21 protein-coding genes are annotated in these 24679 nt (G+C 61.3%); 7 read left to right on the top strand and 14 right to left on the bottom strand.

Annotated elements, in window-relative coordinates:
* The first annotated feature begins 94 nt into the window (after positions 1-94).
* The gene (locus AC3RCG_RS21995; RefSeq protein WP_070291786.1) at positions 95-376 is read left to right on the top strand and encodes a hypothetical protein; all 282 of its coding nucleotides are present in this window, start codon (positions 95-97) and stop codon (positions 374-376) included.
* Between the two features lie 230 nt (positions 377-606).
* On the opposite strand, the gene ftsB is transcribed toward AC3RCG_RS21995, so the two are convergent.
* From ftsB to pyrG, 3 genes are all read right to left on the bottom strand, one after another.
* On the bottom strand, positions 607-930 hold the full coding sequence (ftsB, locus tag AC3RCG_RS22000) for a cell division protein FtsB (protein ID WP_070221436.1): 324 nt from the start codon (positions 928-930) through the stop codon (positions 607-609).
* 61 nt (positions 931-991) lie between these two features.
* Entirely contained in the window at positions 992-2275 is a 1284-nt protein-coding gene (eno, locus tag AC3RCG_RS22005; RefSeq protein ID WP_070260371.1) for a phosphopyruvate hydratase, read from the bottom strand.
* A gap of 140 nt (positions 2276-2415) precedes the next feature.
* Entirely contained in the window at positions 2416-4068 is a 1653-nt protein-coding gene (gene pyrG / locus AC3RCG_RS22010; protein WP_492401997.1) for a CTP synthase, read from the bottom strand.
* Between the two features lie 246 nt (positions 4069-4314).
* Between pyrG and AC3RCG_RS22015 the strand changes: the two genes are divergently transcribed.
* Positions 4315-4722, top strand: a complete 408-nt coding sequence (locus tag AC3RCG_RS22015) for a PRC-barrel domain-containing protein (protein WP_070221439.1) — start codon at positions 4315-4317, stop codon at positions 4720-4722.
* A gap of 113 nt (positions 4723-4835) precedes the next feature.
* Here AC3RCG_RS22015 and AC3RCG_RS22020 read toward each other — a convergent pair whose 3' ends face one another.
* The 5 genes from AC3RCG_RS22020 to AC3RCG_RS22040 all read right to left on the bottom strand — a co-directional run bounded on the left by AC3RCG_RS22020 (position 4836) and on the right by AC3RCG_RS22040 (position 10146).
* Positions 4836-7091: a TonB-dependent receptor domain-containing protein gene (locus AC3RCG_RS22020; protein ID WP_492401996.1), complete on the bottom strand. Its 2256-nt coding sequence runs from the start codon at positions 7089-7091 to the stop codon at positions 4836-4838.
* Positions 7092-7141: 50 nt separating this feature from the next.
* The gene (locus AC3RCG_RS22025) at positions 7142-7915 is read right to left on the bottom strand and encodes an energy transducer TonB family protein (RefSeq protein WP_492401995.1); all 774 of its coding nucleotides are present in this window, start codon (positions 7913-7915) and stop codon (positions 7142-7144) included.
* On the bottom strand, positions 7912-8337 hold the full coding sequence (gene exbD / locus AC3RCG_RS22030) for a TonB system transport protein ExbD (RefSeq protein WP_230505702.1): 426 nt from the start codon (positions 8335-8337) through the stop codon (positions 7912-7914). Before exbD ends, AC3RCG_RS22025 begins: the two co-directional genes overlap by 4 nt.
* Positions 8338-8340: 3 nt before the next feature.
* The gene (gene exbB, locus AC3RCG_RS22035) at positions 8341-9096 is read right to left on the bottom strand and encodes a tonB-system energizer ExbB (RefSeq protein WP_492401994.1); all 756 of its coding nucleotides are present in this window, start codon (positions 9094-9096) and stop codon (positions 8341-8343) included.
* Between the two features lie 141 nt (positions 9097-9237).
* Positions 9238-10146 carry a ChaN family lipoprotein gene (locus AC3RCG_RS22040; protein ID WP_492401993.1) on the bottom strand — a complete coding sequence of 303 codons (909 nt, stop codon included), beginning with the start codon at positions 10144-10146 and terminating at the stop codon, positions 9238-9240.
* A gap of 181 nt (positions 10147-10327) precedes the next feature.
* Between AC3RCG_RS22040 and AC3RCG_RS22045 the strand changes: the two genes are divergently transcribed.
* Positions 10328-11737 (top strand): FAD-binding oxidoreductase, encoded by a 1410-nt coding sequence (locus AC3RCG_RS22045; RefSeq protein WP_492401992.1) that lies wholly within the window; start codon positions 10328-10330, stop codon positions 11735-11737.
* A gap of 70 nt (positions 11738-11807) precedes the next feature.
* Here AC3RCG_RS22045 and AC3RCG_RS22050 read toward each other — a convergent pair whose 3' ends face one another.
* The 4 genes from AC3RCG_RS22050 to AC3RCG_RS22065 form a co-directional block, all read right to left on the bottom strand.
* Positions 11808-12281, bottom strand: coding sequence for a GNAT family N-acetyltransferase (locus AC3RCG_RS22050; RefSeq protein WP_492401991.1), 474 nt, complete (start codon positions 12279-12281; stop codon positions 11808-11810).
* A gap of 39 nt (positions 12282-12320) precedes the next feature.
* Complete coding sequence (locus AC3RCG_RS22055; protein ID WP_492401990.1) at positions 12321-15476, bottom strand: error-prone DNA polymerase; 3156 nt, start codon at positions 15474-15476, stop codon at positions 12321-12323.
* A gap of 165 nt (positions 15477-15641) precedes the next feature.
* Entirely contained in the window at positions 15642-15992 is a 351-nt protein-coding gene (locus tag AC3RCG_RS22060; protein ID WP_219136869.1) for an HVO_A0114 family putative DNA-binding protein, read from the bottom strand.
* On the bottom strand, positions 15989-16354 hold the full coding sequence (locus AC3RCG_RS22065; RefSeq protein WP_409028062.1) for a toxin-antitoxin system TumE family protein: 366 nt from the start codon (positions 16352-16354) through the stop codon (positions 15989-15991). Before AC3RCG_RS22065 ends, AC3RCG_RS22060 begins: the two co-directional genes overlap by 4 nt.
* 142 nt (positions 16355-16496) lie before the next feature.
* Here AC3RCG_RS22065 and AC3RCG_RS22070 point away from each other — a divergent pair, with 142 nt between their 5' ends.
* A complete protein-coding gene (locus AC3RCG_RS22070) occupies positions 16497-17282 on the top strand; it encodes a PhzF family phenazine biosynthesis protein (protein WP_492401989.1) in 786 nt (261 codons plus the stop codon).
* Positions 17283-17459: 177 nt separating this feature from the next.
* Positions 17460-19862, top strand: a complete 2403-nt coding sequence (locus AC3RCG_RS22075) for a TonB-dependent receptor plug domain-containing protein (protein ID WP_492401988.1) — start codon at positions 17460-17462, stop codon at positions 19860-19862.
* 86 nt (positions 19863-19948) lie between these two features.
* On the opposite strand, the gene AC3RCG_RS22080 is transcribed toward AC3RCG_RS22075, so the two are convergent.
* The gene (locus tag AC3RCG_RS22080) at positions 19949-20575 is read right to left on the bottom strand and encodes a hypothetical protein (RefSeq protein ID WP_492401987.1); all 627 of its coding nucleotides are present in this window, start codon (positions 20573-20575) and stop codon (positions 19949-19951) included.
* 129 nt (positions 20576-20704) lie between these two features.
* On the opposite strand from AC3RCG_RS22080, the gene AC3RCG_RS22085 reads away from it, so the two are divergent.
* A complete protein-coding gene (locus AC3RCG_RS22085; RefSeq protein WP_492401986.1) occupies positions 20705-22903 on the top strand; it encodes an OsmC domain/YcaO domain-containing protein in 2199 nt (732 codons plus the stop codon).
* A gap of 15 nt (positions 22904-22918) precedes the next feature.
* On the top strand, positions 22919-23518 hold the full coding sequence (locus AC3RCG_RS22090; protein ID WP_492401985.1) for a 2-hydroxychromene-2-carboxylate isomerase: 600 nt from the start codon (positions 22919-22921) through the stop codon (positions 23516-23518).
* A 2-nt stretch (positions 23519-23520) separates the two neighbouring features.
* Here the strand turns inward: AC3RCG_RS22090 and coaD are convergent, their stop codons facing one another.
* Complete coding sequence (coaD, locus tag AC3RCG_RS22095; protein ID WP_492401984.1) at positions 23521-24669, bottom strand: pantetheine-phosphate adenylyltransferase; 1149 nt, start codon at positions 24667-24669, stop codon at positions 23521-23523.
* Positions 24670-24679 lie beyond the last annotated feature (10 nt).

A 24679-nucleotide genomic window follows, 5' to 3' on the forward strand; every position in this document is an offset into this window, starting at 1 on the left:
TTTCTTGAATTTCTGAAATTGGAATTTGAAATTAGACATATATCGCCAACTCCATTATTGTGCAATGCAACAACAGACCATTCATGGAGGGCATATGTCCACTTTTACCAACACCTACAGCAACGACAACGACAACTACTTCAGCAACCTGGGCCGTGCGACGCGCGCCTTCCTGGGCGCCCTGCTCGCTTCCAAGCCGTACAGCGAACTGGCCCAGAAGGAAGTCATCGCCAGCGCGACGACCAGCGCCGACGACGAACGCTATGTACGCCCAAGCAAGCGCGATTTCGCCCTGCTGAACTCGGAAGCAAACCGCTACGAAAAGCTGATGCCTAACCTCGCAGCCGAGTTGCGTTTCTTGGCCTCGCGCGGCTAACTAAATACTGAAAGGATTTTTATATGATGTTTCTCGAAACCGCACTGATCGCCGTAGCCGTCGTCGTTACCGGCATCCATTTCTACCTGATCTCGACCGGCAAGGCGCGTTTCTGATCAGCAAGCAACAAGGCAGTCGTGTATAGCAGTAGAAAGTAAGAAGTACCAGGTAGTAATACAGCTGTGATATGTCAGCCTGGCAATCGGTTCAGGCTGGCAAGTGGGAAGTACTCAGTGCGGCGCGGCAGCGTCCACCGGCGTTTCCTGCAGTGGCGGGGTTTGTCCCTTGCGCACGATCTGCACGAAAATCTCATTCTGTTTGACCATGCCCAGCTCATAGCGGGCACGCTCCTCGACGGCGCCCGTACCATCTTTCAGGTCGCGCACTTCGGATTCGAGCTTGGCGTTGCGCGCCTTCAATTCCATATTCTTTTTATTCGCCACCGCCACCTGGGCTTCCATGTCGGCAACGCGCAGCCAGCCGCCTTTACCCAGCCAGAGGGGAAATTGGATCAGCAGCAGCAGGGCTGCCAGGGCAAGCGTAATCAGGCGCATGGGGTAGTCGGTTAACAAACCGGCCGGATTTCTCCGGCCGGCCAGTGGGTTTTACATCAGCTTACTTCAGATTATAGAACGCATCGCGGCCAGGGTAGCTGGCGATGTCGCCCAGGTCTTCCTCGATACGCAGCAGCTGGTTGTACTTGGCCATGCGGTCCGAACGCGACATCGAGCCGGTCTTGATCTGCAGGGCGTTCGTGGCAACGGCGATATCGGCGATGGTCGAATCTTCCGTTTCGCCCGAGCGGTGCGAAATGACGGCCGTGTAGCCGGCGCGCTTGGCCATTTCGATGGCGGCGAAGGTTTCCGTCAGCGTGCCGATCTGGTTGATCTTGATCAGGATCGAGTTGGCGATGCCTTTCGAGATGCCTTCTTTCAAGATCTTGGTGTTGGTGACATACAGGTCGTCGCCGACCAGTTGCACTTTCTTGCCCAGTTCCTTGGTGAGGATCGCCCAGCCGTCCCAGTCGCCTTCATGCATCGCGTCTTCGATCGAGATGATCGGGTACTTGTCGCACCAGGTCGCCAGCAGGTTGGTGAACTCGGTAGCCGTCAGGCTCAGGCCTTCGCCTTCCATTTCGTACTTGCCGTTCTTGTAGAACTCGGACGCGGCGCAATCGAGGCCGATGGCGATCTGCGTGCCTGGCTCGTAGCCCGCTTCTTCGATGGCCTGGATGATCAGCTTGATGGCTTCCTCATGGTTGGCCAAGGATGGCGCGAAACCGCCTTCGTCGCCCACGTTGGTATTCAGGCCCTTCTTGTGCAGGATCTTTTTCAGCGTGTGGAACACTTCCGCGCCGTAACGGACGGCTTCCTTGAACGATGGGGCGCCCACGGGAATGATCATGAATTCCTGGATGTCCAGGTTGTTGTCGGCGTGCGCGCCGCCGTTGATGACGTTCATCATCGGCACCGGCATCTGCATGGCGCCCGAACCGCCGAAATAGCGGTACAGCGGCAAGCCCGCTTCTTCGGCGGCAGCCTTGGCGACGGCCATGGAGACGGCCAGGATGGCGTTGGCGCCCAGGCGCGATTTGTTTTCCGTGCCGTCCAGGTCGATCAGGGTACGGTCCAGGAAAGCCTGTTCATTGGCATCCAGGCCCATGATGGCTTCGGAGATTTCGGTATTGATGTTTTCGCATGCTTGCAGCACGCCCTTGCCGAAGTAGCGCTTGGCATCGCCATCGCGCAATTCCACGGCTTCGCGCGAACCGGTCGAGGCACCCGACGGCACGGCCGCACGGCCCATCACGCCCGATTCCAGCAACACATCGCATTCGACGGTCGGGTTACCGCGCGAGTCCAGGATTTCGCGACCGATAATATCAACAATAGCACTCATGTCATTCTCCAAAGTTAAGCGTAACAGGGGCTGCACACTGCGTTCTGATGCGCAATTGCACAAAGGGGGCAAAGAAACTCCCGGCGGGAACCATCTGGCCGGGAGCTGTCTTACGGGTAATACTGTCGTGATCGACCGCGTTATTGCGCAGCGGCGTTGGCTTCTTTGTGCGCCAGCGCTGCCTTGATGAACGAGGTAAACAACGGATGGCCGGTGCGTGGCGTCGACTTGAACTCGGGATGGTATTGCACGCCCATATACCATGGGTGGGCATTTTCACCCGTGCGTGGCAATTCCATGATTTCGCACAAATCTTCGCTCGGCGTGCGGGCCGAGACGATCAGGCCAGCCGCTTCGACACGGGCCAGGTAGTGATTATTGGCTTCGTAGCGATGGCGGTGACGCTCGGTCACCACGCTGCCGTAGATCTCGGCGGCGAGGGTGCCCGGATTGACGGCGCAGGTCTGCGCGCCCAGGCGCATGGTACCGCCCAGGTCCGAGTTTTCATCGCGCAACTCGACTTTACCATCGTGGTTTTGCCACTCATTGATCAGTGCAACGACCGGTTGATCCGTATCAAGGTCGAACTCGGTCGAATTCGCGTTCGGCATGCCAGCCTTGTTGCGCGCGTATTCGATCAGGGCCACTTGCATGCCCAGGCAGATGCCCAGGTAAGGGATCTTGTGCTCACGGGCGAACTGGGCCGCCTTGATCTTGCCTTCCACGCCGCGCTTGCCGAAGCCGCCCGGTACCAGGATGGCATCGTACTTGCCCAGGTTGTCGCAACCGGTCGTTTCGATTTCTTCCGAATCGATGTACTCGATGTTGACGCGGCTTTCCGTGTGGATGCCGGCGTGGCGCAGCGCTTCGATCAGCGACTTGTACGACTCGGTCAGCTCGACATACTTGCCGACCATGCCGACGGTCACTTCCGCCTTCGGGTGCTCCATCGTGTAGATCAGCTTGCTCCAGATCGACAGGTCGGCCGGTGCGGGATCGAGATCCAGCGCATCGCAGATGATCTTGTCGAGGCCCTGGTCGTGCAGCATTTGCGGCACTTTGTAGATGGTGTCGACGTCCCACACGGAAATGACGGCGTCTTCCTCGATGTTCGAGAACAGCGAGATTTTCGCGCGCTCGTCTTCCGGGATGGCGCGGTCGGCGCGGCACAGCAAGGCGTTGGGCAAGATGCCGATTTCACGCAGCTTTTGCACCGAGTGCTGGGTCGGCTTGGTTTTCAGTTCACCGGCCGAGGCGATGTACGGCACCAGGGTCAGGTGGACGAACGCCGTGTTCTTGCGGCCGGCGCGCAGGCTCAGCTGACGCGCCGCTTCCAGGAATGGCAACGATTCGATATCGCCGACGGTGCCGCCGATTTCGCACAGGGCCACGTCGTAGCCTTCGGCGCCACGGCGGATGTAATCCTGGATTTCATTGGTGATATGCGGGATCACCTGCACGGTCTTGCCCAGATATTCGCCCCGGCGTTCCTTGCGGATCACCGATTCATAGATCTGGCCAGTGGTGAAGTTATTCACCTTTTTCATGCGGGTGGAGATGAAGCGCTCGTAGTGACCGAGGTCGAGGTCGGTTTCGGCCCCGTCGTCGGTGACGAATACTTCACCGTGTTGCATAGGGCTCATCGTGCCAGGATCGACGTTGATGTACGGGTCGAGCTTGAGCATGGTGACTTTAAGGCCGCGCGATTCGAGGATCGCGGCGAGGGAGGCGGCGGCAATCCCTTTTCCAAGGGAGGACACAACGCCACCAGTGACGAAGACAAATTTGGTCATTGCAGATGGTGCCGAACGGCACGTGCGGGAAATTGAAATTATACACTAAAGCCCGCCTGCGTCGCCCCCCGCGCGCGGAAATTTGCGCCAAATACCGACTATCCCTCCCCCTCCTGCTGTCTACGCACAACAAAATTACCCGATAGCAAGAATTGAAATATTTCCAATTCCATACTTTGTGTGGGCGAGCGAACAGACCCTGCCGCGCCCTGGCGGCAGACTGGGATTTTTCAACAGGAGGTCACCATGAGCTACGAAGAACGCGACGCCTACGGCATGTATGTCAACCGCGGCCACAAAGGCCCCGGCCCTGAACTGATGGGTGCCGACACCCTGATCGGCGACCATGTGCACAACGCCAAGGATGAACACCTGGGCGAAATCAAGGAAATCATGATCGACATGCGCAGCGGCAAGATCGCTTATGCCGTCATGTCGCACGGCGGTGTCTTCACCATCGGCGAAAAACTGTTCGCCGTGCCCTGGGAAGCGCTGCTGCTCGACACCGTCAACAAGCGCTTCACCCTGAACGTCGACAAGGAACGCATCGAAAACGCGCCCGGCTTCGATACCGATAACTGGCCGAACATGGCGGACCAGACGTGGGCCAATTCGATCCACAGTTACTACGGCACGACGCCGCGCGAGTATTAAACAGGCAGCCTCATTTGGGGTCAGGCCCGCCGGGGGCGTGCGGTCCAATGGGCCGCATGCCGATTCCAGAGGAACTGACCCCTGCTTTAAGGCGTCGCAGCTTTAGTAAAAAACTAGAACCGGTACTCCAGCCCCGCCACATACGTCCTGCCCCGCGCCGTGCTCAGCGGCGTGTTGTCCTGCGACTGCGACGGCATCGAGTTCAGGCGGTTCAGCGCTTCCGAAAAATCCTTGTTCATGGCGTTCTGCACGGACAGGCGCAGGAACAAGTTTTTCGACATCTGGTAACTCGCATACAAGTCGATCACGGCCGGAATCTTCGGATTGTCGGCCTTCAGCACTTCACCCGTCGCTTCATCAGCTTCGTTGTCCGGCGACAAGCGGCGGTTCGACCCCGTGTGCTTGATGATCGCGCCGATCTCCATTTTATTGTCCAGCAAACGCGTGCCCACGTCGAGATTGTAATAAGTGCTGGGCAGCTCGCTGATGTCGGCCGCGCCAAACCAGGCGCTGGCGATCGAGGTGGGCTGGCTGGTCTTTTCACGCGTGTACGACAGGCGCGCATACGCCGAGCCCAGCTGGTACTGCGCTTCCAGCTCCCAGCCCCGCGTGCGCACGGGCGTGGCCGAGTTAATGTAGATATACATATTCGTCATGTAGTCATCGACATTCTGCCAATCATTGGCAAGCACTTCCGCGATATTGCACTTGCGGCCGCGGTCGCACACGAGGAAGGACTGGCTGGTGATATAGCCATCGATCTTGCTCTTGAAATACAGCGCCTTGAAATTCAGCACGTCATTCTTGCTCAGCAAGCCATGCAGGCTGGAATTGAAGCCCAGCTGATAGGTCGTCGCTTTCTCGCCCTTCAGAAACGGGTTCATCGAAGCCCCGCCGTCATTCGAGAAAAACACTTCCTGCGGATTCGGCCCGCGCATGGTGCGCTCGGCGCTGGCAAACGGCTGGAACCACGGCGTCACTTGCGCGGAAACGAGCAGCGAAGGATTGATGCCGTGTTCCTTCAGTGCAATGTGCGAAGCCCCTTGCGGGAAACATTTCACGCGTTCATCGCAGGCCGGCTTGTAGCCCGTCAATTCAAAACGCGTGGTGTTCAGCCCCGCGTTGACTTGGTAGATGCCGCGGTTGTATTGCAGGCCCGCATACAAGCTGCTGATCTTTTGCACGCCTTCGGGGCCGAAGGTATTGTTTTCAATCGATTGCTTGTTCGCATCCGGGTTGTCCGGATCGTCGACGAGGCTTTCCACGTGCTTGCTGTACTTGTTGCGCATCAACTTGCCGCCCACCGTCACCAGCGCATCGCCGCCGGCCAGCTTGAAGCTGCTCGTGTTGTTGATGTCGATGGCATCGGCGCGGTTGGCCGCATTCGTGTTGATGAAATTGGTCAGCGCTTCGGGCATGTATTTCTGGTTGCCACGGCTGCTGCTGGCCACCACATTGAGGTCGATCAATTCCGAAAACGGCGTGTAGTGATATTTGACGTAGTAGTCATCACTCTGGATATCGCGGCGCGTAAACGTGTTGCGGTAATCGCGTGCCGACAGTTCCAGCGAGTGGAAGTCGCTCAATCTGAGATCCAGCTTGAGCAACTGCGATTTCGGTTTTTGCTTGTAATAGCGGTTGTAGCCGAAACCGAATTCCTCGCTGTTGACGCCCTTCGCATTCTTGTAGTTGTTGCCGATTACGCTGGCGCTGGTGGCGGCCATGAAGCCTACGCTGCCGCCATCGAAGGCCGGGTTTTTCATGGCCACGGCCAGCATGGCGCTGCGCCCCACGCCGTTATTCCCTGTCGACATCTTCGTGCGCGCGCCCACCTTTTCGCCGGCGAAGACCACGTCATCGACGCCGATGGTGCGGAAGTTGGTGCTGCCGGCCAGCGCATTGACGCCGTCGCCGCCGACGACATTGCCGCGTGACACGTCCACGCCGATGATGAAGTTCGGATCGATCAGGGCGCCGAACTGGCTGCTGGGCACGCCGCCGTGCGACACGGACGACGGTGCGCTGCCATAGTAATTCTGGCTCACGCCATCGACCATCATGTTGATGCGGCCCACGCCCGACAAGCCGCGGATGTTGACGCTGACGGCGCCCTGCGCCGGATCGATCTGGGTAAACGTGCCCGGCATGCTGCGCACGATCTGGTCCACGGGTTGCAAGCGCGTGTCCGCGCCGCGCGCGCTGACGGCGCCCGGTTTTTCCAGCGCCTGCTGTTCCACAGGAATATTTTCACCCGATACATTCAGCGGCGAAAACACGACCTTGCCGTCGCTACTCTCTTGCGCCCATGCCTGCTGCGCCAGCAACGCCATGCAGACGCCCACGGCTCGTGTCATTGTCTTGATATGCATACACCCTCGATTTGTTATGGTTGGATTTTTAATGAATACAATCGGCATCCTCATGCCTTGTCCTGCCCTGGCTCCAGCTTGAACGACACGGGCAAGGTGACGGTCACCGTGCCCTGGTGCAATACATTGTCGGGCGGCGCCGGCAGCGGCTGCGCGCGCTGCAGCACTTGCAGCGCTTCGCGGTCGAGCAGCACAGTGCCCGATGAAGTGACCAGTTCGCTGGCCAGCAGCTTGCCGTCGCGGTCCACCTGGAAGCGTACCCAGGCGGCGCCGGCCCGCTTGCGCTGGCGCGCGTCGCCCGGATAGCGTTTGAAATGGGCCAGGTGGCTGAGCACCCGGCTTTGCCAGCTGGCGGGCGCAGCGCTGGCGGGCGGCGTGTCGCTGTCGAACGGCGCCGCCTGCGGACCGCGCACGGTGCTTGGCGCCGGCGTGGCGCTGCTGCTGGCCTGGGCTTGCATGGACGCTTCCCTGGCGGCATCCTTGCCGGGATCTGGCGACGGACTGGCTTCTGCCTTCGCTTCTTTTTCGGCCGCGACGATTTGCGGCGCGGCGGCGCGCGCCAGCACGGGCAACGCTTCTTGCCCGGTCGTACTCTTTTTCGGTTGGGCTGCGCTGGACGCGGCCGACTGGCGCGCCCCTGCCGCTGCCGCCTGTTGCGTCTCCGGCGACATCGCTTGCGCGGCAAATACGACCATCACGCTGGCGGGCGGCTGCGCGGGCGCGACAGCGACGGGCTGCCAGGCCGCACACAGCAGCAGCGACAGTGCGGTAGCCGCCACCAGCGACGTGGCGATGCCCCAGCTCAATACCGGACGGGGATTCACCCTTCCTCCCGGGCCACCAGGCCCACTTTCAGATAGCCGGCCTGGCGCAGGGCATCCATCACGCCCAGCACGTCTTCATACGCGGCTTGCTTGTCGGCCTGGAAGAACAGCGTACGCTGGCGGTCGCCGCCCGTCTGTGCATCGAGGAGGCGACCCAGCTGCCCGCGCGCCACAGGCGACTCGCCCAGGTACAGGCTGTGGTCGGCTTTCAGGGAAACGAACACCGGTTTTTCGGGGCGCGGCTCGGGCTTGGCCGTGGCGGCCGGCAAGTCGATCTTCAGGTCGACGGTGGCCAGCGGCGAGACCACCATGAAGATGATCAAGAGCACCAGCATCACGTCAATGAAGGGCGTGACATTGATCTCACTCAATTCCGGCATGTCGGCCGTGTCGTCGTCCTGCGATGGGAAAAGGCTGGCCATGGCTCAGGCCTGCTGGCGCACGTCGAGGTCGCGGCTCAGCATCAGCAGCACTTGCGCGGAAGCGGCCCGCAGCTGCGCCTTGTACTGATTGATGCCACGGCTCAAGACGTTGTAGATGACGACGGCGGGTATCGCCGCCACCAGGCCCAGCGCTGTCGCCAGCAAGGCTTCCGCGATACCGGGCGCGACGGTCGCCAGATTCGTGCTCTGGCTGACGGCGATGCCGATAAAGCTGTTCATGATGCCCCACACGGTGCCGAACAGCCCCACGAACGGTGCCACGGCGCCTATGCTCGCCAGCAAGCCGATGCCTTGCGCCATGCTGCGTACCTTGTGCGCGATCAATTGCTCCTGGCGAAACCCGGCACGCTCCTTCAGGGCCGCCGCCGGCGCGCTGGCATGCGACAGACTCAGTTCCTGCTGCACCTCGGCCAGCAGCTGCTGCGCCAGCGAATTGCTGCCTGCGCCCTCCACTTTGACGGCCGCGTCCGGCAAGGACGTTGCCGTCTTCAGCATGGCGACGGCTTGCGCCGCCGCGCGCCGCGCTTGCAGCAAGCTGGCGCCCTTCACCAGCAAGACCACCCAGGTGGCCAGCGCGGCGAGCAGCAAGCCGATGAGCACGCTTTTGACGATCTGGTCGGCGGCGAAGAACATGCCCAGCGGCGACATATCGTGCGGCAAGGCGGACGCTTGCGCCGTGGCATGGAACAGGGAAAGAAACACGCCGCCGGCGGCGGCTTTGATACAGAGGATACGCATGGGAGCTTCAACAGGTAACAGGCATGGCTGCGCCAACGGCGCGCACGCGCATGCAAAAAAATCGGAAAAACTACCTGGCTGCTGCGAAGAAGCTTGCTGGGGAGGAGTGCCGGGCTGAACGCCCGGCGGAGTTACAACGGATTACTTGGCGCTGGCGACGGCGGGTGCCGCCACCGGCGTGTACCACACAAAATCCGCCTGCGGCGCCAGCACCGTGGCGCCCTGCTGGGCGAGCACCAGTACCAGCGGCGCGGGGCCGCCCGTCAAGTCCTGTACATGCAGCGGCACGCCCAGGTCCTTGTGCGCATGGTAGGCGCCGGCGATCAGCACGGCGGGCGCGGGCGCGGCCAGCAGGCGCTCGGCCATGCGGCGGTCGCGCTGCTGCTGCACCGACAGCATGGCGGCCAGGCGCGGCGCATCGATCTGGTTGTCGTGCATGACGCGGATGATGTCTTTGAGTTTGTCATGCACCTTGCCATCATTGGCCAGATTCGAATGCTTGCCCTGCACGGCCGGCTGGTCGACAAACAGTTGCTTGATCTCGCTGCGGTCCAGGTTGGCAGACCAGACGGGATACGGCGCGCGCATCACGGTCATGACCAGGTCGCCATATTGCGCCCACTTCCAGCCCGGCTGCCAGGCCAGCAGCTCGGCCACGTGTTCGGGGCGCACGACGGGGTCCGTCTGCAGCCACGGCTTGACCTTGTCCACCTTCGCTTGCTGGTCCGGGTTCAGCATTTCCAGCAGCACGCTGCCTTGCGGACGCTGGCCCTGCAATTGCTGCAACAGCCACTGCTCGATCCGGTGGTGGCTGAGCTGGTCATGCTGCTCGCCGACGATGACCCTCGGGGCGGCGGCCAGCCGGGCCAGCAATTGCTCGGCAGTCAAGCGCTGGCCGCTGCGCAGGTCGACGATCTCGCCCAGCTGGCGCACGTCTTGCACAGTAGCGGATGCCGCAGTCGTGGTACTCAGCGGAGCGACGCTGCTGCAGGCGCTCAGCGCCAGCACGCAGACGGGCAGGACGGCGGCGAGGGACAGGGGGAATTTCATGGCATGGCCTTTCGGGTGGAAGCATGCATTGCAAAATAACTACTGGCGGGCATTTTAATAGAAATGATTCTCATTTACAACCTATGCACGGCGCACCATGCAAAATTTTTACAACTGGCAAAAATAGTGCTTCGGTGAAATCCCCGGGCGCGGAGTAGAATAAAAAAAACGGAGGACTTGCGTGAATCAAACTGACCAGTTGGCGGTACTGAAAAAACCGCTGCCCGTATCCCTTGCTGCCGTACTTTCCCTGATCTTTGCCGACCGCTTTTCCATGACGCAAGCCATGCGCGCACACCATGGCCGCGACGAGTCGAGCTATCCCCCCATGCTGCCCGATGCCGTCATCTTCGCCCATTCCACCGAGGAAGTGGCGGCCGCCGTCAAGCTGTGCAGCGCGCACGACGTGCCCGTCATCGCCTACGGCAGCGGCACCTCGCTCGAAGGCCATGTGCTGGCCCTGCATGGCGGCGTGACGATTGATCTGTCGCAAATGAATCACATGGTCGCCGTGCATAGTGAAGACTTGACGGCCACCGTGCAGGCGGGCGTCACGCGGAAGCAGTTGAACGAGGAAATCCGCGACACGGGCCTGTTCTTTCCCATAGACCCGGGCGCCAATGCCTCGCTGGGCGGCATGGCAGCCACGCGCGCCTCGGGCACGAACGCCGTGCGCTACGGCACCATGCGCGAAAACGTGCTGGCCCTGACGGTGGTGACGGCCGACGGGCGCATCATCAAGACGGGGACCAGGGCGAAAAAATCGTCGGCCGGCTACGACCTGACGCGTTTATTTGTCGGCAGCGAAGGGACCCTGGGCATCATCACGGAAGTGACCGTGAAACTGTATCCGCTGCCCGAAGCGATCTCGGCCGCAGTGTGCTCGTTCCCCGGCACGGGCGAGGCCGTCAGCGCCGTGATCCAGGCCATCCAGATGGGTATTCCCGTGGCCAGGGTCGAGTTTCTCGATGAAAATGGCGTGAAAGCCATCAATGCCTACGACAAGATGGCCTTGCCGGAAAAACCCTTGCTGCTGTTTGAATTCCACGGCACGCCGGCCAGTGTGGCCGAGCAGGCGCAGCTGGTGCAAGCCATCACGGCGGAACATGGCGCCAGCGATTTCGAATGGGCCAGCCGTCCCGAAGAGCGCTCGCGCCTGTGGGCCGCTCGCCACAACGCGTATTTCGCCCTGCTGCAGATGCGGCCGGGCAGCCGCGCCATTTCCACCGACTGCTGCGTGCCGATTTCGCGCCTGGCCGAATGCATCCTCGCCACCAAGGCCGATTGCGAGGCGCAGGGCCTCGTCTATGCCATCATCGGCCACGTGGGCGACGGCAATTTCCACGTGCAGATGCTGGTCGACCCCGACGACCCGGCCGACATCGCGCGCGCCGAAAAGGTCAACAGCGACATGGTCACGCGCGCCATCGGCATGGACGGCACGTGCACGGGCGAGCATGGCGTGGGCATGCACAAGATGGCTTTCCTCGTGGAAGAACATGGCGAGGGCGCCATCGACACCATGCGCGCCCTCAAGCACGCGCTCGATCCGAAGAACATCATGAATCCAGGCAAGATCGTGCGCTGGTAAAGAAGCGCCATAAGCCTGCAAGCAAAAAATGGGGTCAGACCCGCCGGGTCTGACCCCAGCCTTGGCCATTTTACAACTCCATGCGCATCGGCACGAAAGCGATGCCGCCCGTTTCCACCTTCGGCCCCGTGGCGACAAAGCCCAGGCTTTGATACAGGGGCAAGGCGTAGGCCGAGGAATTGACGGTAAACGCCGTCACATCGCCCCTGGCCAGCGACGCGTCGCGGGCTGCCTGCCACAAACGGCGCGCCATGCCGCGCCGGTGCAGGGCGCGCGGCACGAACATGTGGAACAGATGCGTGTTGTCGCGCATGGCCACCACGCCGGCCAGTTCGCCGTCGATATGAGCGAGCTGGTAGGCGTAATTGGGCAGCGACAGATAGCCTTCGATGGCGGGCTGGCGGCAGTTCTCGATGAACTTTTCCGCCCCCGCGCCGTCCGGGTGCAGGGTCAAAAAGGGCATCAAGTCGTCGATCAGGGCGACGATAGCGGGCGCGTCGGCGACCAGGGCGGGACGCAGTGTCGGTTCGGGTAAAGTAGTCATATGACAATCATGCCACCGCCTGGACGATATTGACAAGCCTCAACAAAAATCGCGGCTGCTGGTCCGCAAGCGCCCCAGCAAATGCGACATATCGACCAGGTGCTTGGCCACCAGGTTGCGCACGATGCCCTCCCTTTGCCACACGCCATACACGCCCAGCAGCGGCGCGCTCAGCACTTCGCGCCGCTGGCTTTCCACCAGGTCGGGCCAGACGATGACGTTGACGGTGCCCGTCTCGTCTTCCAGGGTCATGAAGATGACGCCCTTGGCCGTGCCCGGACGCTGGCGCACGGTGACGATGCCGCAGGCGCGCGCCACTTGCCCGCTCGTGTACGTCATCAGCGTGGACGCCGGCATGAAGCGCTGTTCCAGCAATTGTTTGCGCAGCAGCGCCAGCGGATGGCGGCCCAGAGTCAGGCCTTGCGCGCGGTAGTCGCTGACGATGCTCTCGCCTTCCGTCGGCGCGGCCAGCACGGGCAAATCTTCCTCTTGCGTGGTATCGCGCAGCAAGTCCCTGTCGGGCACGGCGCCGGCCGCCTGCCACAGGGCTTCGCGCCGGTGCCCGGCCAGCGCATGCAGCGCGTTGCCGGCAGCGAGCACCTGCAAGTCATGGCGGTCCAGGCCGCCACGCCGGGCCAGGTCGGCCACATCGACGAAGGCGGCGATGGCGCGCGCATCCTCGATGCGCCGGGCGGCCTCCGCGCGCATGCCGAACAGGCTGTTCAAGCCCAGGCGCACGGCCGGTGCATCACGCTGCCCGCCCTGCCCTGCCGGCGCTTCCAGCGCTGCCTCCCAGCCGCTGACGGCCACGTCGACGGGCAGCACCTGCACGCCATGGCGGCGCGCATCCTGCACCAGTTGCGAGGGACTGTAAAAACCCATGGGCTGGCTGTTGAGCAAGGCGCACAGAAAGGCAGCCGGTTCGTGGCATTTCAGCCAGGAACTGGCGTAGGTCAGCAGCGCGAAACTGGCCGCGTGCGACTCGGGAAAGCCGTATTCGCCAAAGCCCTCGATCTGACTGAAGATGGCCTCCGCGAACTCCCGTTTATACGCATTTTTGACCATCGTTTCGACGATGCGTTCCTTGTAATTGTTCATGCCGCCCTTGCGTTTCCAGGCCGCCATGGCGCGCCGCAGCTCATCGGCCTCGCCGGGCGTGAAATCGGCCGCGATGATGGCCACCTGCATCACTTGCTCCTGGAAAATCGGGATGCCCAGGGTGCGCCCCAGCGCCTTGTCCAGGCCCTTCGGATACTCGACCGGCTCTTTCTGCTGGCGCCGCTGCAGATACGGATGCACCATGCCGCCCTGGATGGGGCCGGGGCGCACCAGCGCCACCTCGATGACGAGGTCGTAGAATTCTCGGGGACGCAGCCGGGGCAGCATGCTCATCTGCGCGCGCGACTCGATCTGGAATACGCCGATGGTGTCCGCCTGGCACATCATGTCGTAGGTGGCGGGGTCTTCGCGAGGAATATCCTGCAGGCGAAATTCCTCGCCGCGCCGCCCACTGACCAGTTCCAGGGCGCGGCGCAGGGCCGACAGCATGCCCAGCGCCAGCACGTCGACCTTCATCAGGCCCAGTTCTTCCAGGTCGTTCTTGTCCCACTCGATGACGCTGCGTTCGGCCATGGTCGCGTTTTCAATCGGCACCAGGCGCGACAGCTTTCCCTGAGCGATGACAAAGCCGCCCGGATGCTGCGACAGATGGCGGGGAAAGCCCAGCAGCTGCTGCGCCAGGCCCGCCCACTGCTGCGACAATTCCGCTTCCGGGTCCAGCCCGCATTCGGCCAGGCGCTCCAGCAGATCGCGCTTGCCGTCGAACCAGCGATGCGCCTTGGCCACTTTTTCCACGATGGCCAGATCGATTCCCAGCGCCCGCCCGCTGTCGCGCAAGGCACTCTTCGGCCGGTAGCTGATCACCACGGCGGCCAGCGCGGCCCGCTCGCGGCCATATTTTCCGTAGATATATTGAATCACCTCTTCGCGCCGCTGGTGCTCGAAATCGACGTCGATGTCGGGCGGCTCGTTGCGCTCGCGCGACATGAAGCGCCCGACCAGGCAATTGCCGCGCGCCGGGTCCACTTCCGTGATGTGCAGACAATAGCAGACGGCCGAATTGGCGGCCGAACCCCGGCCCTGGCACAGGATGTTTTGCGAGCGCGCAAAGCGCACGATGTCGTAGACGGTCAAAAAATACGCTTCGTAGGAAAGATCCCGGATCAGCTCCAGCTCCTGCTCGATCTGCTCCTGCACGTTGGCTGGAATACCGAGCGGAAAGCGCAGCCGCGCGCCCGCATACGTTTCTTCGCGCAGATACGTCGCCGGCGTGTGGCCGTGCGGCACCAGCTCGACGGGATAGTCATAACGCAGGCTGTCGAGCGAAAACGTGCACAGTTTGGCGATGCGTACGGTTTCCGCCAGCGCTTGCGGCGGATACACATTGGCCAGGCGCAAGCGCGCGCGCAGATGCTGCTCCGCATTTTGCGCCAACGCATAGCCGCACTCGCCCACGGGTTTGCCCACGCGGATCGCGCACAGGGTGTCGAGCAGGGGCTTGCGCGACCGCACGTGCATGCACACATGGCCGACGGCTGCCACGGACAAGCCCAGCGCCTGCGCCGCCTCCTGCACGGCGCTGCGGTGCGCGTCATCCTGCGCCCGCTGCAGCAGGTTCAGGCCGATCCAGCTGCGCTCGCGGCCAAAGGTGGACGCCATCCACTCACCCTGCGCGCGCACGGTTTCCGCCTCGGCCGCATAGCTGGGCAGCAAGATCATCAGACAGCCGGGCAAGCCCCGCAAATGGGCAAACTCCGCCGATGGCGCGGTGAAATCATCGGGCGTCAGCAGATAGCGCCCCTTGGCCGCCCGCGTGCGCGCCATGGTGATCAGTTCCGACAAGTTGCCGTAACCATCGATATCGCGCACCAGGGCCAGCAGGGACGGCCCCGGACTGCCGTCGGCCTGCGTCAAATGGAAATGCGCGCCGATAATCAGGTGAAAACCGGCCCGCTTGGCCACCGCATGGGCGCGCACGACGCCGGCCAGCGAACACTCGTCCGTGATGGCCAGCGCCTTGTAACCGAGCTGCACGGAGCGCGCGACCAGCTCTTCCGCATGCGAGGCCCCATGCAGGAAGCTGAAATTGCTCAGGCAGTACAACTCAGCATACTCGGGTAAGACGGCGCCCCACATGATCTACCTCAATACTGTATATAAACACAGCATATTATACTCATCTGGAATCAAGTAGCCGGCTCCAGTCGGATAGTGTTCATTTTGATAGGCACACGGAGCGTCTGCCGGCCCGCGCTAGGCTTTGGCCTGTCGCATGACGGACCACATTGATAGTCCGGCAAATCAGTTAGCAACTATGCGAAACTCCGTCGCTGTGGCTACGGGGCGAACTTGATTTCGCTCCCGTTTCAATTCCACGATGCCGTAATTGGACATTGTTTTCAATGTGCGTGACAGGTTGCTCGGTTTACGGCCCGTTATCTCAGCCAATGCAGAGATGGATTCCGGTTGCGTTTCCAGAATCACGTGCAATAACGCCCGGTTTTCGTCGCTCAGGACTTCCGCCAGCGATTTGATCGAAGTGAACCAGACCTTGGGCTCATCCGCCTTCGGTTTATATATGCCGCGAGCGATGGCGAGCACGCGTTCGCGGATTTTCTCTTGCGGCATGATGCCAATAAAAATCGGTTTCATTGCTTTTTTACCTCCAGCAAAATGCGATCCACGTCAGCAAAGAAATCATTGATGAGATGCTGTGCATCCTTGAATTCGTATGGCACTCCCTGATCTGACGGATGCCGGTGTTTATGGTCGAATGCCACGATACGTCCCGCATATTTGAATTTCTTTGGCGGCTTTACCATGTGCGCATTGTCGTAACCGAGGATGCGTTTGCCATACGGTTCGTGCAGCGTCAGCGAGTAGCGTATGCCGTGAGGAATCTCATCCGACACCTCCGTCCGCCTGGCTTCTATCTTGATCCAATAACCGCCATCCTGGTCGAGGATGGAGCCATCCAGGTCCAGCAATGTATCAATGGCAGGATCGGTCCTCATGCGGGAAGTATATCATCTGCTGATATGTCACTTCCACGAAAGCGTCAATAGGCGCAGCCTTTGACTCCATCCAGCCAAGACATCGCGAAGCTTTGCACTTATTTTCGTTTATGCTGGTGTTTTATCTTGCCCATCGAGCGCCATGATCGTCCACTTATTAAAATGTTTCGGCACCGTACCCGGCGGCGGCAATGCGGCACTGGTCGTGGAAAACGACGGCAGCGGCGAAACGGCGCGCCAGACCTTCGCGCGCGAACGCCAGGTCAGCGCCTGCGTCTTCCTCGACCGGCAGGCGGACGGTGCCATCGTGCTCGACTATTTTTATCCGCACACGCGCAGTCCCTTGTGCCTGCACGCCACCCTGGCGGCCGCGCACGTGCTGCTGACGGCGCCCGGCGCGCCGGCGGCGCTGACGGTGAGCACGGCCATGCGCGGGCAAGCCTTGCAGCTGGTGCGCCGCGCGGAAGGGATATTCATCGGCTTGACATCGCAGCCGGCACCGGTCGTCATGCTGGAAAAATATGTGCCGTCGGAACTGATGGGCCAGCACATGCACTTGCTGTCGCCGCCCGTGATCGCGTCCGTCGGCAGCCCGAAGCTGCTGCTGGAAGTGGCCGACCGCACCACCCTGCGCGCGCTGCGGCCTAACCTGGAACTGATCGCCGACTGGAGCGCCTTGCATCAGGTCAGCGGCTGCTATGCGTATTGCCGCACGGGCGAGAGCGAATATGAAGGACGCAACTTCAACCACCGCGACCCGGCGCTGGAAGACAGCGCCACGGGCGTGGCGGCAGGCGCGCTATCGGCACATTTGCAACAGTCGCTGCGTCTGCATCAGGGCCACGTGACGCAGAAGCCGTGTCTGATCGAGGTGCAATACAGCACGCAGGCAATCTGGGTGGGCGGCATGGTGCAACGCAGCACCTGAACGGGGCATCGCGCACCAGTACAAGGCAAGCCCAGCAGCGCCCAAAAGAGAATCAACCAGGAAACAACAGTTACAGCAAATTTGTAATAACAAAACAAAGTATCGCTGGTGAATGCTGAAATGATGGCACTAGAATCAAGTCACGAATCTTGCTCATCAGCCAATTGGAGATACTGCGTGCCGACCCTCACCACCTTGCGTAAAGCCATCCTCATCAGCCTGTACGGCAGCGCCGCCCTGGCCGCCGTCAGTCCCGCCGCCATGGCCCAGAGCACGGAAGCGGCCGCCACGGACGGTCCCGTGCAAACGGTCAGCGTGGTCGGCTCGCGCCGGGTCGCCAGCTCCGCCACCGATACCATGGTGCCCGTCGATATCATTCCGATTTCCAAGGTGGCCGAGCAAGGCGGCCAGTTTGATCTGGCGCAATCGCTGCAATACATTTCGCCCTCGTTCAACTCCACGCGCCAGACGGGCGCCGACGGGGCCGACCTGATCGATTCGGCCGCCCTGCGCGGCCTCGGCTCCGACCAGACCCTGGTGCTGGTGAATGGCAAGCGGCGCCACACGACGGCCCTGGTCAACCTGTTCGGTGCGCGCAACCGCGGCAACACGGGCACGGACATGAATGCGATTCCTTTGCTGGCGATCAAGAACGTGCAAGTGCTGCGCGACGGCGCGGCCGCCCAGTACGGCTCGGACGCCATTGCCGGCGTGATCGACATCGAACTGAAGAAAAGCCTGGGCTGCGAAGCGGTGGCCGGCTACAGCCAGTACTCGGAAGGCGACGGCAAGAATTACATGACGTCCGCCTACTGCGGCATCGCGCTGGGCGACAAGGGCACGCTTGCCATCACGGGCGAATACCTGGACCGGGGCCGCTCGAACCGGGCCGACGCGGACAGCATGCGCATCATCGGCGACACCAAGTCCAAGAACAAGACCCTGTACGTCAATGGCGACTACGCCACCAGCGGCACGGGCAAGCTGTACTTCACGGCCGGCGCGCAGACGCGCGACGCGTCCAGCGCCGCGTTCGGCCGGGGCGGCATCGGCAGCGACGACATCCCTGCGCGCAATTCGGCCGCCATGTACCCGGACGGTTTCGTACCGTTCATTAACGGCAAGATCGACGACCAGTACGCCACCATCGGCCACCGCAGCCAGATCGGCGAATGGCATGCGGACTTTTCGCAAACCTATGGCTACAACAAGATGCGCTACGACATCAGCCATACCCTGAACGCCTCGATCGCCAACCTCGACCTGATGAACGGCGGCAAGGGCGTCAGCGCCAGCAGCTTTGACGCGGGCGGCTTCTCGTTCCAGCAGCTGACCAGCAACGCCGATTTCAGCCGCTACTACGATACGGTGATGAGCGGCATGAACGTGGCCTTCGGCGCCGAGTACCGCAGCGAGGAATACAAGATCATGGCCGGCGAACCGGGCTCCTACATCGACGCCGACGGCGTGGGCGTGGGCGGCAACGGCCGCAGCCAGGGCTTTCCCGGCTTCCAGCCCAGCGACGCCACCAAGGCCAAGCGCCACAGCATCGCCGCGTATGGCGACGTAGAACTGGACTGGACGGAACGTCTGAAAACCCAGGCCGCCCTGCGCTACGAAAAATTCAGCGATTTCGGTTCCACCGTGACGGGCAAGCTGGCCGCCAGCTACAAAGTGGCGCCCAACGTGCTGCTGCGCGGCTCGGCCAGCACGGGCTTCCGCGCACCGTCGCTGCAGCAAGTGTATTTCTCGTCCACCTTTACCGACTTCGTCAGCGGCGTCGCCACCGACGTGGTGCTGGCGCCCAATGGCGGCGCCGTCGCCAACGCGGCCGGCATTCCCAAGCTGAAAGAGGAAAAATCCACCAGCTTTACGTTTGGCGCTACCTGGACGCCGACGCAGGCCATTTCCGTGACGGCCGACTTGTACAATATCAAGATCAAGGACCGCATCGTGCTGTCGGGCCGCTTCAATGCCGGTAACTATCCTGACCTGGCCGCGCGCCTGGCCCTGCTGGGCGTGACGGAAGCGCAATTTTTCGTCAATTCCGTCGACACGCGCACGCGTGGCCTGGACCTGACGGCCTCGCACAAGGGAGAATTCGCCGGCAACCGCCTGAACACCTTCCTGGCCTTGAATTTGAGCAAAACGGAAGTGACGAAAGTCAAGACGCCCGCCTCGCTGACGGGCTTTGAAGACGTGCTGCTGTCCGAACGCGAACGCCTGTTCATCGAACAGGGCGGCCCACGTTCGAAAGCCACGCTGGGCTTCGATTACATCACGGGCAAGCTGGAGTCGGACTTGCGCATCATTTATTTTGGCCCGCAAACCCTGGGCACCTTCAGCGGCACGGCCGAGGGCGTACCGAACGCCCGCTACGCGGCCAAGACCTCGGCCGACCTGAGCTTCACCTACAGCATCAATAAAAATACCAAGCTGACCTTCGGCGGCAACAACATCTTCAACGTCAAGCCCACCACGCAAAACGCGGACGAAACGGATAACGGCTTCAAATACGACAGCGTGCAGTTCGGCCTGAACGGCGCCTCGTATTTCGGACGGCTGTGGGTGAAGTTCTGATCATCCTGTGCGCATAAGAAAACAGCGGAAAACAGCGGCTGCGCCAGCATGGGCAGCCGCTGTTTTTTATGCCGACATCCACGTCTTCACGTCCAATCCGGATTGTCGCTTGACTTGAAATGATGAAACAGCGAATCGTAACGCCAGCCATCCTCGGCCACGACACTGCAATCGGTGGCGCGTACGCAGTCATGCAGCAATTTGACTGGATCAGCAATAACAGGAACAGGTAATGTATCCAATATCCGTTTCCTGGCAGCAGGAAACTCGGCGTATTCCTCTGCAAAGTCCTGTTCGCTGAACCGAGCGGTCCGGCGCATCTCTTGCAAGTTGCCACGATCTGAAAACTTGAGCAGGTCGCGCCAGTAAGGCAGCGCCAGCATCATGGCAATCAGCTCCGTGAGATTGGCGGCGATACAGCCCGCCTGCCCCTCGGATGTAACATACAGGACAGGGCGTCGGTCGACCTCGCCATCGCCGTACGCCAGAAAAACGCCACCACTGCTTTCACCGGCCAGTACCATGAAAGGATGTTCTGGCTGCAGCGTGATCCAGGAGCTGTCCCGAGCGGCGCGGCCAAGGTCAAAATCGCAATACGATGCGAGCTCGTCCATCACAGTTTGCGATTTTTGTATATCAGCAAGAATAATCATAATAGAGAAACAACCTTCAGTGCGATAGGTGAAAAGCCATGGACTATCCGCTTGCTTCATAGCGGAACGTGCCCCCTTGGCCCACCCCAGCGGCTCCCGGCCAGCACGGCCGCGGTGAACAATCTTTGCCCTGCGGCGGAAAGCAAGGATAATAGCGCCTAACTCATAAGCACAGTATTGGATTACCTCATGGAAATTAAAGTCAACTTTCTCGACAAGCTGCGTCTCGAAGCCAAGTTCGACGATTTTACGGTCATCGCCGACCAGCCCATCCGCTACAAGGGCGATGGCTCGGCGCCTGGCCCGTTCGATTACTTTTTGGCATCGTCGGCACTGTGCGCCGCGTACTTCGTGAAGTTGTATTGCGATACGCGCAATATTTCCACGGAAAATATCCGTCTGTCGCAAAACAATATCGTCGATCCGGAAAACCGCTACCAGCAGATTTTCAAGATCCAGGTCGAGCTGCCGGCCGATATCTCGGCCAAGGACCGCCAGGGCATCCTGCGCTCGATCGACCGTTGCACGGTGAAAAAAGTGGTGCAGACGGGTCCCGAGTTCGTCATTGAAGAAGTCGAGAACCTGGATGCCGATGCCCAGGCCTTGCTGGCCCTGAATCCGGCCCCGGGCGCGAGTACCTATATCGTCGGCAAGGATTTGCCGCTGGAACAGACCATCGCCAATATGTCGGGCCTGCTGGCGGGCCTGGGCATCAAGATTGAAATCGCCTCGTGGCGCAACATCATTCCGAATGTCTGGTCGCTGCATATCCGCGATGCGCATTCGCCCATGTGCTTTACCAACGGCAAGGGCGCAACCAAGGAAAGCGCGCTGGCGTCGGCCCTGGGCGAGTATATCGAGCGCCTCAGCAACAACCATTTCTACGCGGGGTCGTTCTGGGGCGAGGACATCGCCAACGCGGATTTTGTCCATTACCCGAACGAGCGCTGGTTCAAGCCGGGCCGCAAGGATGCGCTGCCGAAGGAAATCCTCGATGCGTACACCCTGGGCATCTACGACCCCGATGGCGAACTGCGCGGCTCGCACCTGATCGACACCAATTCCGGCAATGCCGAGCGCGGCATCTGCTCGCTGCCATACGTGCGCCATTCCGACGGCGAGGTCGTGTATTTCCCGTCGAACCTGATCGAAAATCTATATGTCAGCAATGGCATGAGCGCCGGCAATACTTTGGTCGAAGCCCAGGTGCAATGTCTGTCGGAAATTTTCGAACGGGCCGTCAAGCGCGAAATCATCGAAGGTGAGATCGCCCTGCCCGACGTGCCGCAGGAAGTGCTGGCGAAATACCCGGGCATCCTGGCGGGCATACAGGGGCTGGAAGAACAGGGTTTCCCCGTGCTGGTGAAAGATGCGTCGCTGGGCGGCGTGTACCCGGTGATGTGCGTCACCCTGATGAACCCGCGCACGGGCGGCGTGTTTGCCTCGTTCGGCGCGCACCCTAGCCTGGAAGTGGCGCTCGAGCGCAGCCTGACGGAATTGCTGCAGGGCCGCAGTTTCGAAGGCTTGAACGACTTGCCGCAGCCGACGTTTGCCAGCGAAGCCGTCACCGAGCCGAACAACTTCGTCGAACACTTCATCGATTCGAGCGGCATCGTCTCGTGGCGCTTTTTCAGCGCCAAGGCCGATTACGATTTTGTCGAATGGGATTTTTCCGGCCACGGCGAAAACTCGAATGCCGAGGAAGCGGCGACCCTGTTCGCCATCCTCGCCGACATGGGCAAGGAAGTGTACACGGCCGTGTATGACCAGCTGGGCGCCACCGCCTGCCGCATCCTCGTGCCCGGTTATTCCGAGGTGTATCCGGTCGAAGATTTGATCTGGGACAACACCAACAAGGCGCTACTGTTCCGCGCCGACATCCTGAACCTGCATAAGCTGGACGATGCCAGCCTGGAAGACTTGCTCGACCGGCTGGAAAACAGCGAGCTCGACGAGTACGGCGACATCGCCACCCTGATCGGCATCGAGTTTGACGAAAACACGGTGTGGGGCCAGCTGACGACCCTGGAATTGAAGCTGCTGATTCATCTCGCCTTGCAGCAATTCGAGGAAGCGAAAGAACTAGTGGAAACCTTCCTGCAGTACAACGACAACACGCTCGAACGCAAACTGTTCTATCAAGCCTTGAACGTGGTGCTGGAGGTGGAACTCGATGACGAGCTGGAACTGGACGATTACGTGGTCAATTTCCGCCGCATGTTTGGCAACGCCCGCATGGACGCGGTGCTGGGCTCGGTGGACGGCAGCGTGCGCTTCTTCGGCCTGACCCCGACCAGCATGCAGCTGGAAGGCCTCGACAGGCACCAGCGCCTGATCGACAGCTTCAAGAAACTGCACGCGGCGCGCGCCAAGGCGGCTGCCGCCTGACCCAGGAGCGATACCATGGCCGCACTGGAATTCTGGTTCGATTTCGGCAGCAACTACAGCTACCTGAGCGCCATGCGCATCGAAGCGCTGGCGCGCGAAAAGCAGGTCCATGTGATCTGGAAACCCTTCCTGCTGGGCGTCGTCTTCAAGGCGCTGGGCTGGGAGACGTCGCCCTTCGTCCTGCAAAAAATTAAGGGCGACTACACGTGGCGCGACATGGCGCGCCAGTGCGAAAAGTACGGCTTGCCATGGCAGCAGCCGGGCGTCTTCCCCCGCACGGCCCTGCTGCCCATGCGCGTGGCGCTGATCGGCGCGGACCAGGGGTGGATTGCGCCCTTTGCGCGCAGCATGATGACGATGAATTTTGCCGCGGACCGCGATATCGACAACACCGAGGCCGTCAGCGAGGCTTTGCAGGAACTGGGGCTCGATGCACGCGCCATCCTGGCGCTGGCTTTGACACAGGACAACAAGCTACGGCTGCGCCGCCAGACTGAGCAGGCACAAGCGCTGAAGCTGTTCGGTGCCCCCAGTTTCCTCAGCGGCGGCGAACTCTTCTGGGGCAACGACCGGCTCGACGATGCGCTGGCGCATGCGGCAGCCAGCCGCCGTTAAACTCAGCCGCCCGCCAGCGCTGCGATCTCTTTCTGCATGTTGTCAATCGCCCGCTCGTTGTACTGGTCGGCGAAATACGCATCGCCAAACAGCTGGCCCGCCTGTGCCTTGGCGCACAGATGCTGCAGGGCCAGTCCCCGCTGTTCGTTGAAGCGCACGGGGTCCACGTGCGCGTATTCTCTTCCGATAGCTTGCGTGTAGGCGTGATACACCTCTTCATCCTGGCCGAGGATGGCCAGGTCGGCGCTGAGCATGGCGTCTTTCAGCGCGTGGCTGATGCCGGGACCCTGGAAATGGTCGGTGGCGCGTATCAATTGCGCCACATCCTGATTATCGCCCGCATCGAGGCCGCTGGCCAGCCACAGCTGGGCACTCGCCTCTTCGCTCGAATACAGGGCATCGTCGTCGTGGTTGTAGACGGCGTCGTGGAACCAGAACGCCTTCTTGACCAGCGCGCTGTCGCGCTTGGGCGCAAAGGTGTTATCGGCCCACACGCGGATCTCGGACAGGCCGTGCACCAGATGGTCGAGGTTGTGATAATGGCGGTCCCCGCCGCCGTACGCCTGCGGCCCGGTCAAGTGCGCGAACCAGTGATCCGCCAGCGCGATGTCGGCCTGCGAGGCTGTCGCGTAGTGCCACAACGCTTCCCACTCCTTGCGCAGGCAGTCGAGTATCCATGCCTGGTAGGCCGGACCGGGAACGAATTTCTTCATGGTCCAGTTCCAGCCGACAGGCCCTTCCAGCGCCTTGACGAAGCTGGAACTGACGGAGCCGAGGTCGCGCGGCGGCATGACGAAGATCGTCTTGGCGCCCTGCAACACGTCCACATTGGTTTGCTGGATCAGGTTTTCATAGTCGAAATCAGCCGTCGTGCGGATGCCGCGGATCAGGTAGTCGCAGCCGTGCTTTTTCGCCGCGCGCGCCGTGTAGTCGCCCTTGACGATGACCACCTGTACATTGTCCCAGCCGCACTCGCGCGCGCTCTGCTCGATGATGCGCTTGCGGTCTTCGGCGGGAAATTGGGGACGCTTGGCGGGGTTTTGCGACAGGAACACGATCACCTCGTCGGCGAGCGAACGCGCTTCGCCGATCACCCACATGTGGCCGTTGGTGATGGGGTCGAGGGTTCCTGAAAATCCGATTCTCTGCATGCTGCGCTCC

The sequence above is a fragment of the Janthinobacterium sp. GW823-FHT01H08 genome (assembly GCF_058797855.1).

Bases quoted from the DNA above. Each gene is read 5' to 3' on its own strand.
- exbD (WP_230505702.1), bottom strand. From the start codon at position 8,337: ATGGCCAGCCTTTTCCCATCGCAGGACGACGACACGGCCGACATGCCG.
- AC3RCG_RS22040 (WP_492401993.1), bottom strand. From the start codon at position 10,146: ATGAAATTCCCCCTGTCCCTCGCCGCCGTCCTGCCCGTCTGCGTGCTG.
- AC3RCG_RS22015 (WP_070221439.1), top strand. From the start codon at position 4,315: ATGAGCTACGAAGAACGCGACGCCTACGGCATGTATGTCAACCGCGGC.
- exbB (WP_492401994.1), bottom strand. From the start codon at position 9,096: ATGCGTATCCTCTGTATCAAAGCCGCCGCCGGCGGCGTGTTTCTTTCC.
- AC3RCG_RS21995 (WP_070291786.1), top strand. From the start codon at position 95: ATGTCCACTTTTACCAACACCTACAGCAACGACAACGACAACTACTTC.
- eno (WP_070260371.1), bottom strand. From the start codon at position 2,275: ATGAGTGCTATTGTTGATATTATCGGTCGCGAAATCCTGGACTCGCGC.
- AC3RCG_RS22060 (WP_219136869.1), bottom strand. From the start codon at position 15,992: ATGAAACCGATTTTTATTGGCATCATGCCGCAAGAGAAAATCCGCGAA.
- AC3RCG_RS22050 (WP_492401991.1), bottom strand. From the start codon at position 12,281: ATGACTACTTTACCCGAACCGACACTGCGTCCCGCCCTGGTCGCCGAC.
- AC3RCG_RS22080 (WP_492401987.1), bottom strand. From the start codon at position 20,575: ATGAAGCAAGCGGATAGTCCATGGCTTTTCACCTATCGCACTGAAGGT.
- AC3RCG_RS22090 (WP_492401985.1), top strand. From the start codon at position 22,919: ATGGCCGCACTGGAATTCTGGTTCGATTTCGGCAGCAACTACAGCTAC.
- AC3RCG_RS22085 (WP_492401986.1), top strand. From the start codon at position 20,705: ATGGAAATTAAAGTCAACTTTCTCGACAAGCTGCGTCTCGAAGCCAAG.
- ftsB (WP_070221436.1), bottom strand. From the start codon at position 930: ATGCGCCTGATTACGCTTGCCCTGGCAGCCCTGCTGCTGCTGATCCAA.
- AC3RCG_RS22020 (WP_492401996.1), bottom strand. From the start codon at position 7,091: ATGCATATCAAGACAATGACACGAGCCGTGGGCGTCTGCATGGCGTTG.
- pyrG (WP_492401997.1), bottom strand. From the start codon at position 4,068: ATGACCAAATTTGTCTTCGTCACTGGTGGCGTTGTGTCCTCCCTTGGA.
- AC3RCG_RS22070 (WP_492401989.1), top strand. From the start codon at position 16,497: ATGATCGTCCACTTATTAAAATGTTTCGGCACCGTACCCGGCGGCGGC.
- coaD (WP_492401984.1), bottom strand. From the start codon at position 24,669: ATGCAGAGAATCGGATTTTCAGGAACCCTCGACCCCATCACCAACGGC.
- AC3RCG_RS22065 (WP_409028062.1), bottom strand. From the start codon at position 16,354: ATGAGGACCGATCCTGCCATTGATACATTGCTGGACCTGGATGGCTCC.
- AC3RCG_RS22055 (WP_492401990.1), bottom strand. From the start codon at position 15,476: ATGTGGGGCGCCGTCTTACCCGAGTATGCTGAGTTGTACTGCCTGAGC.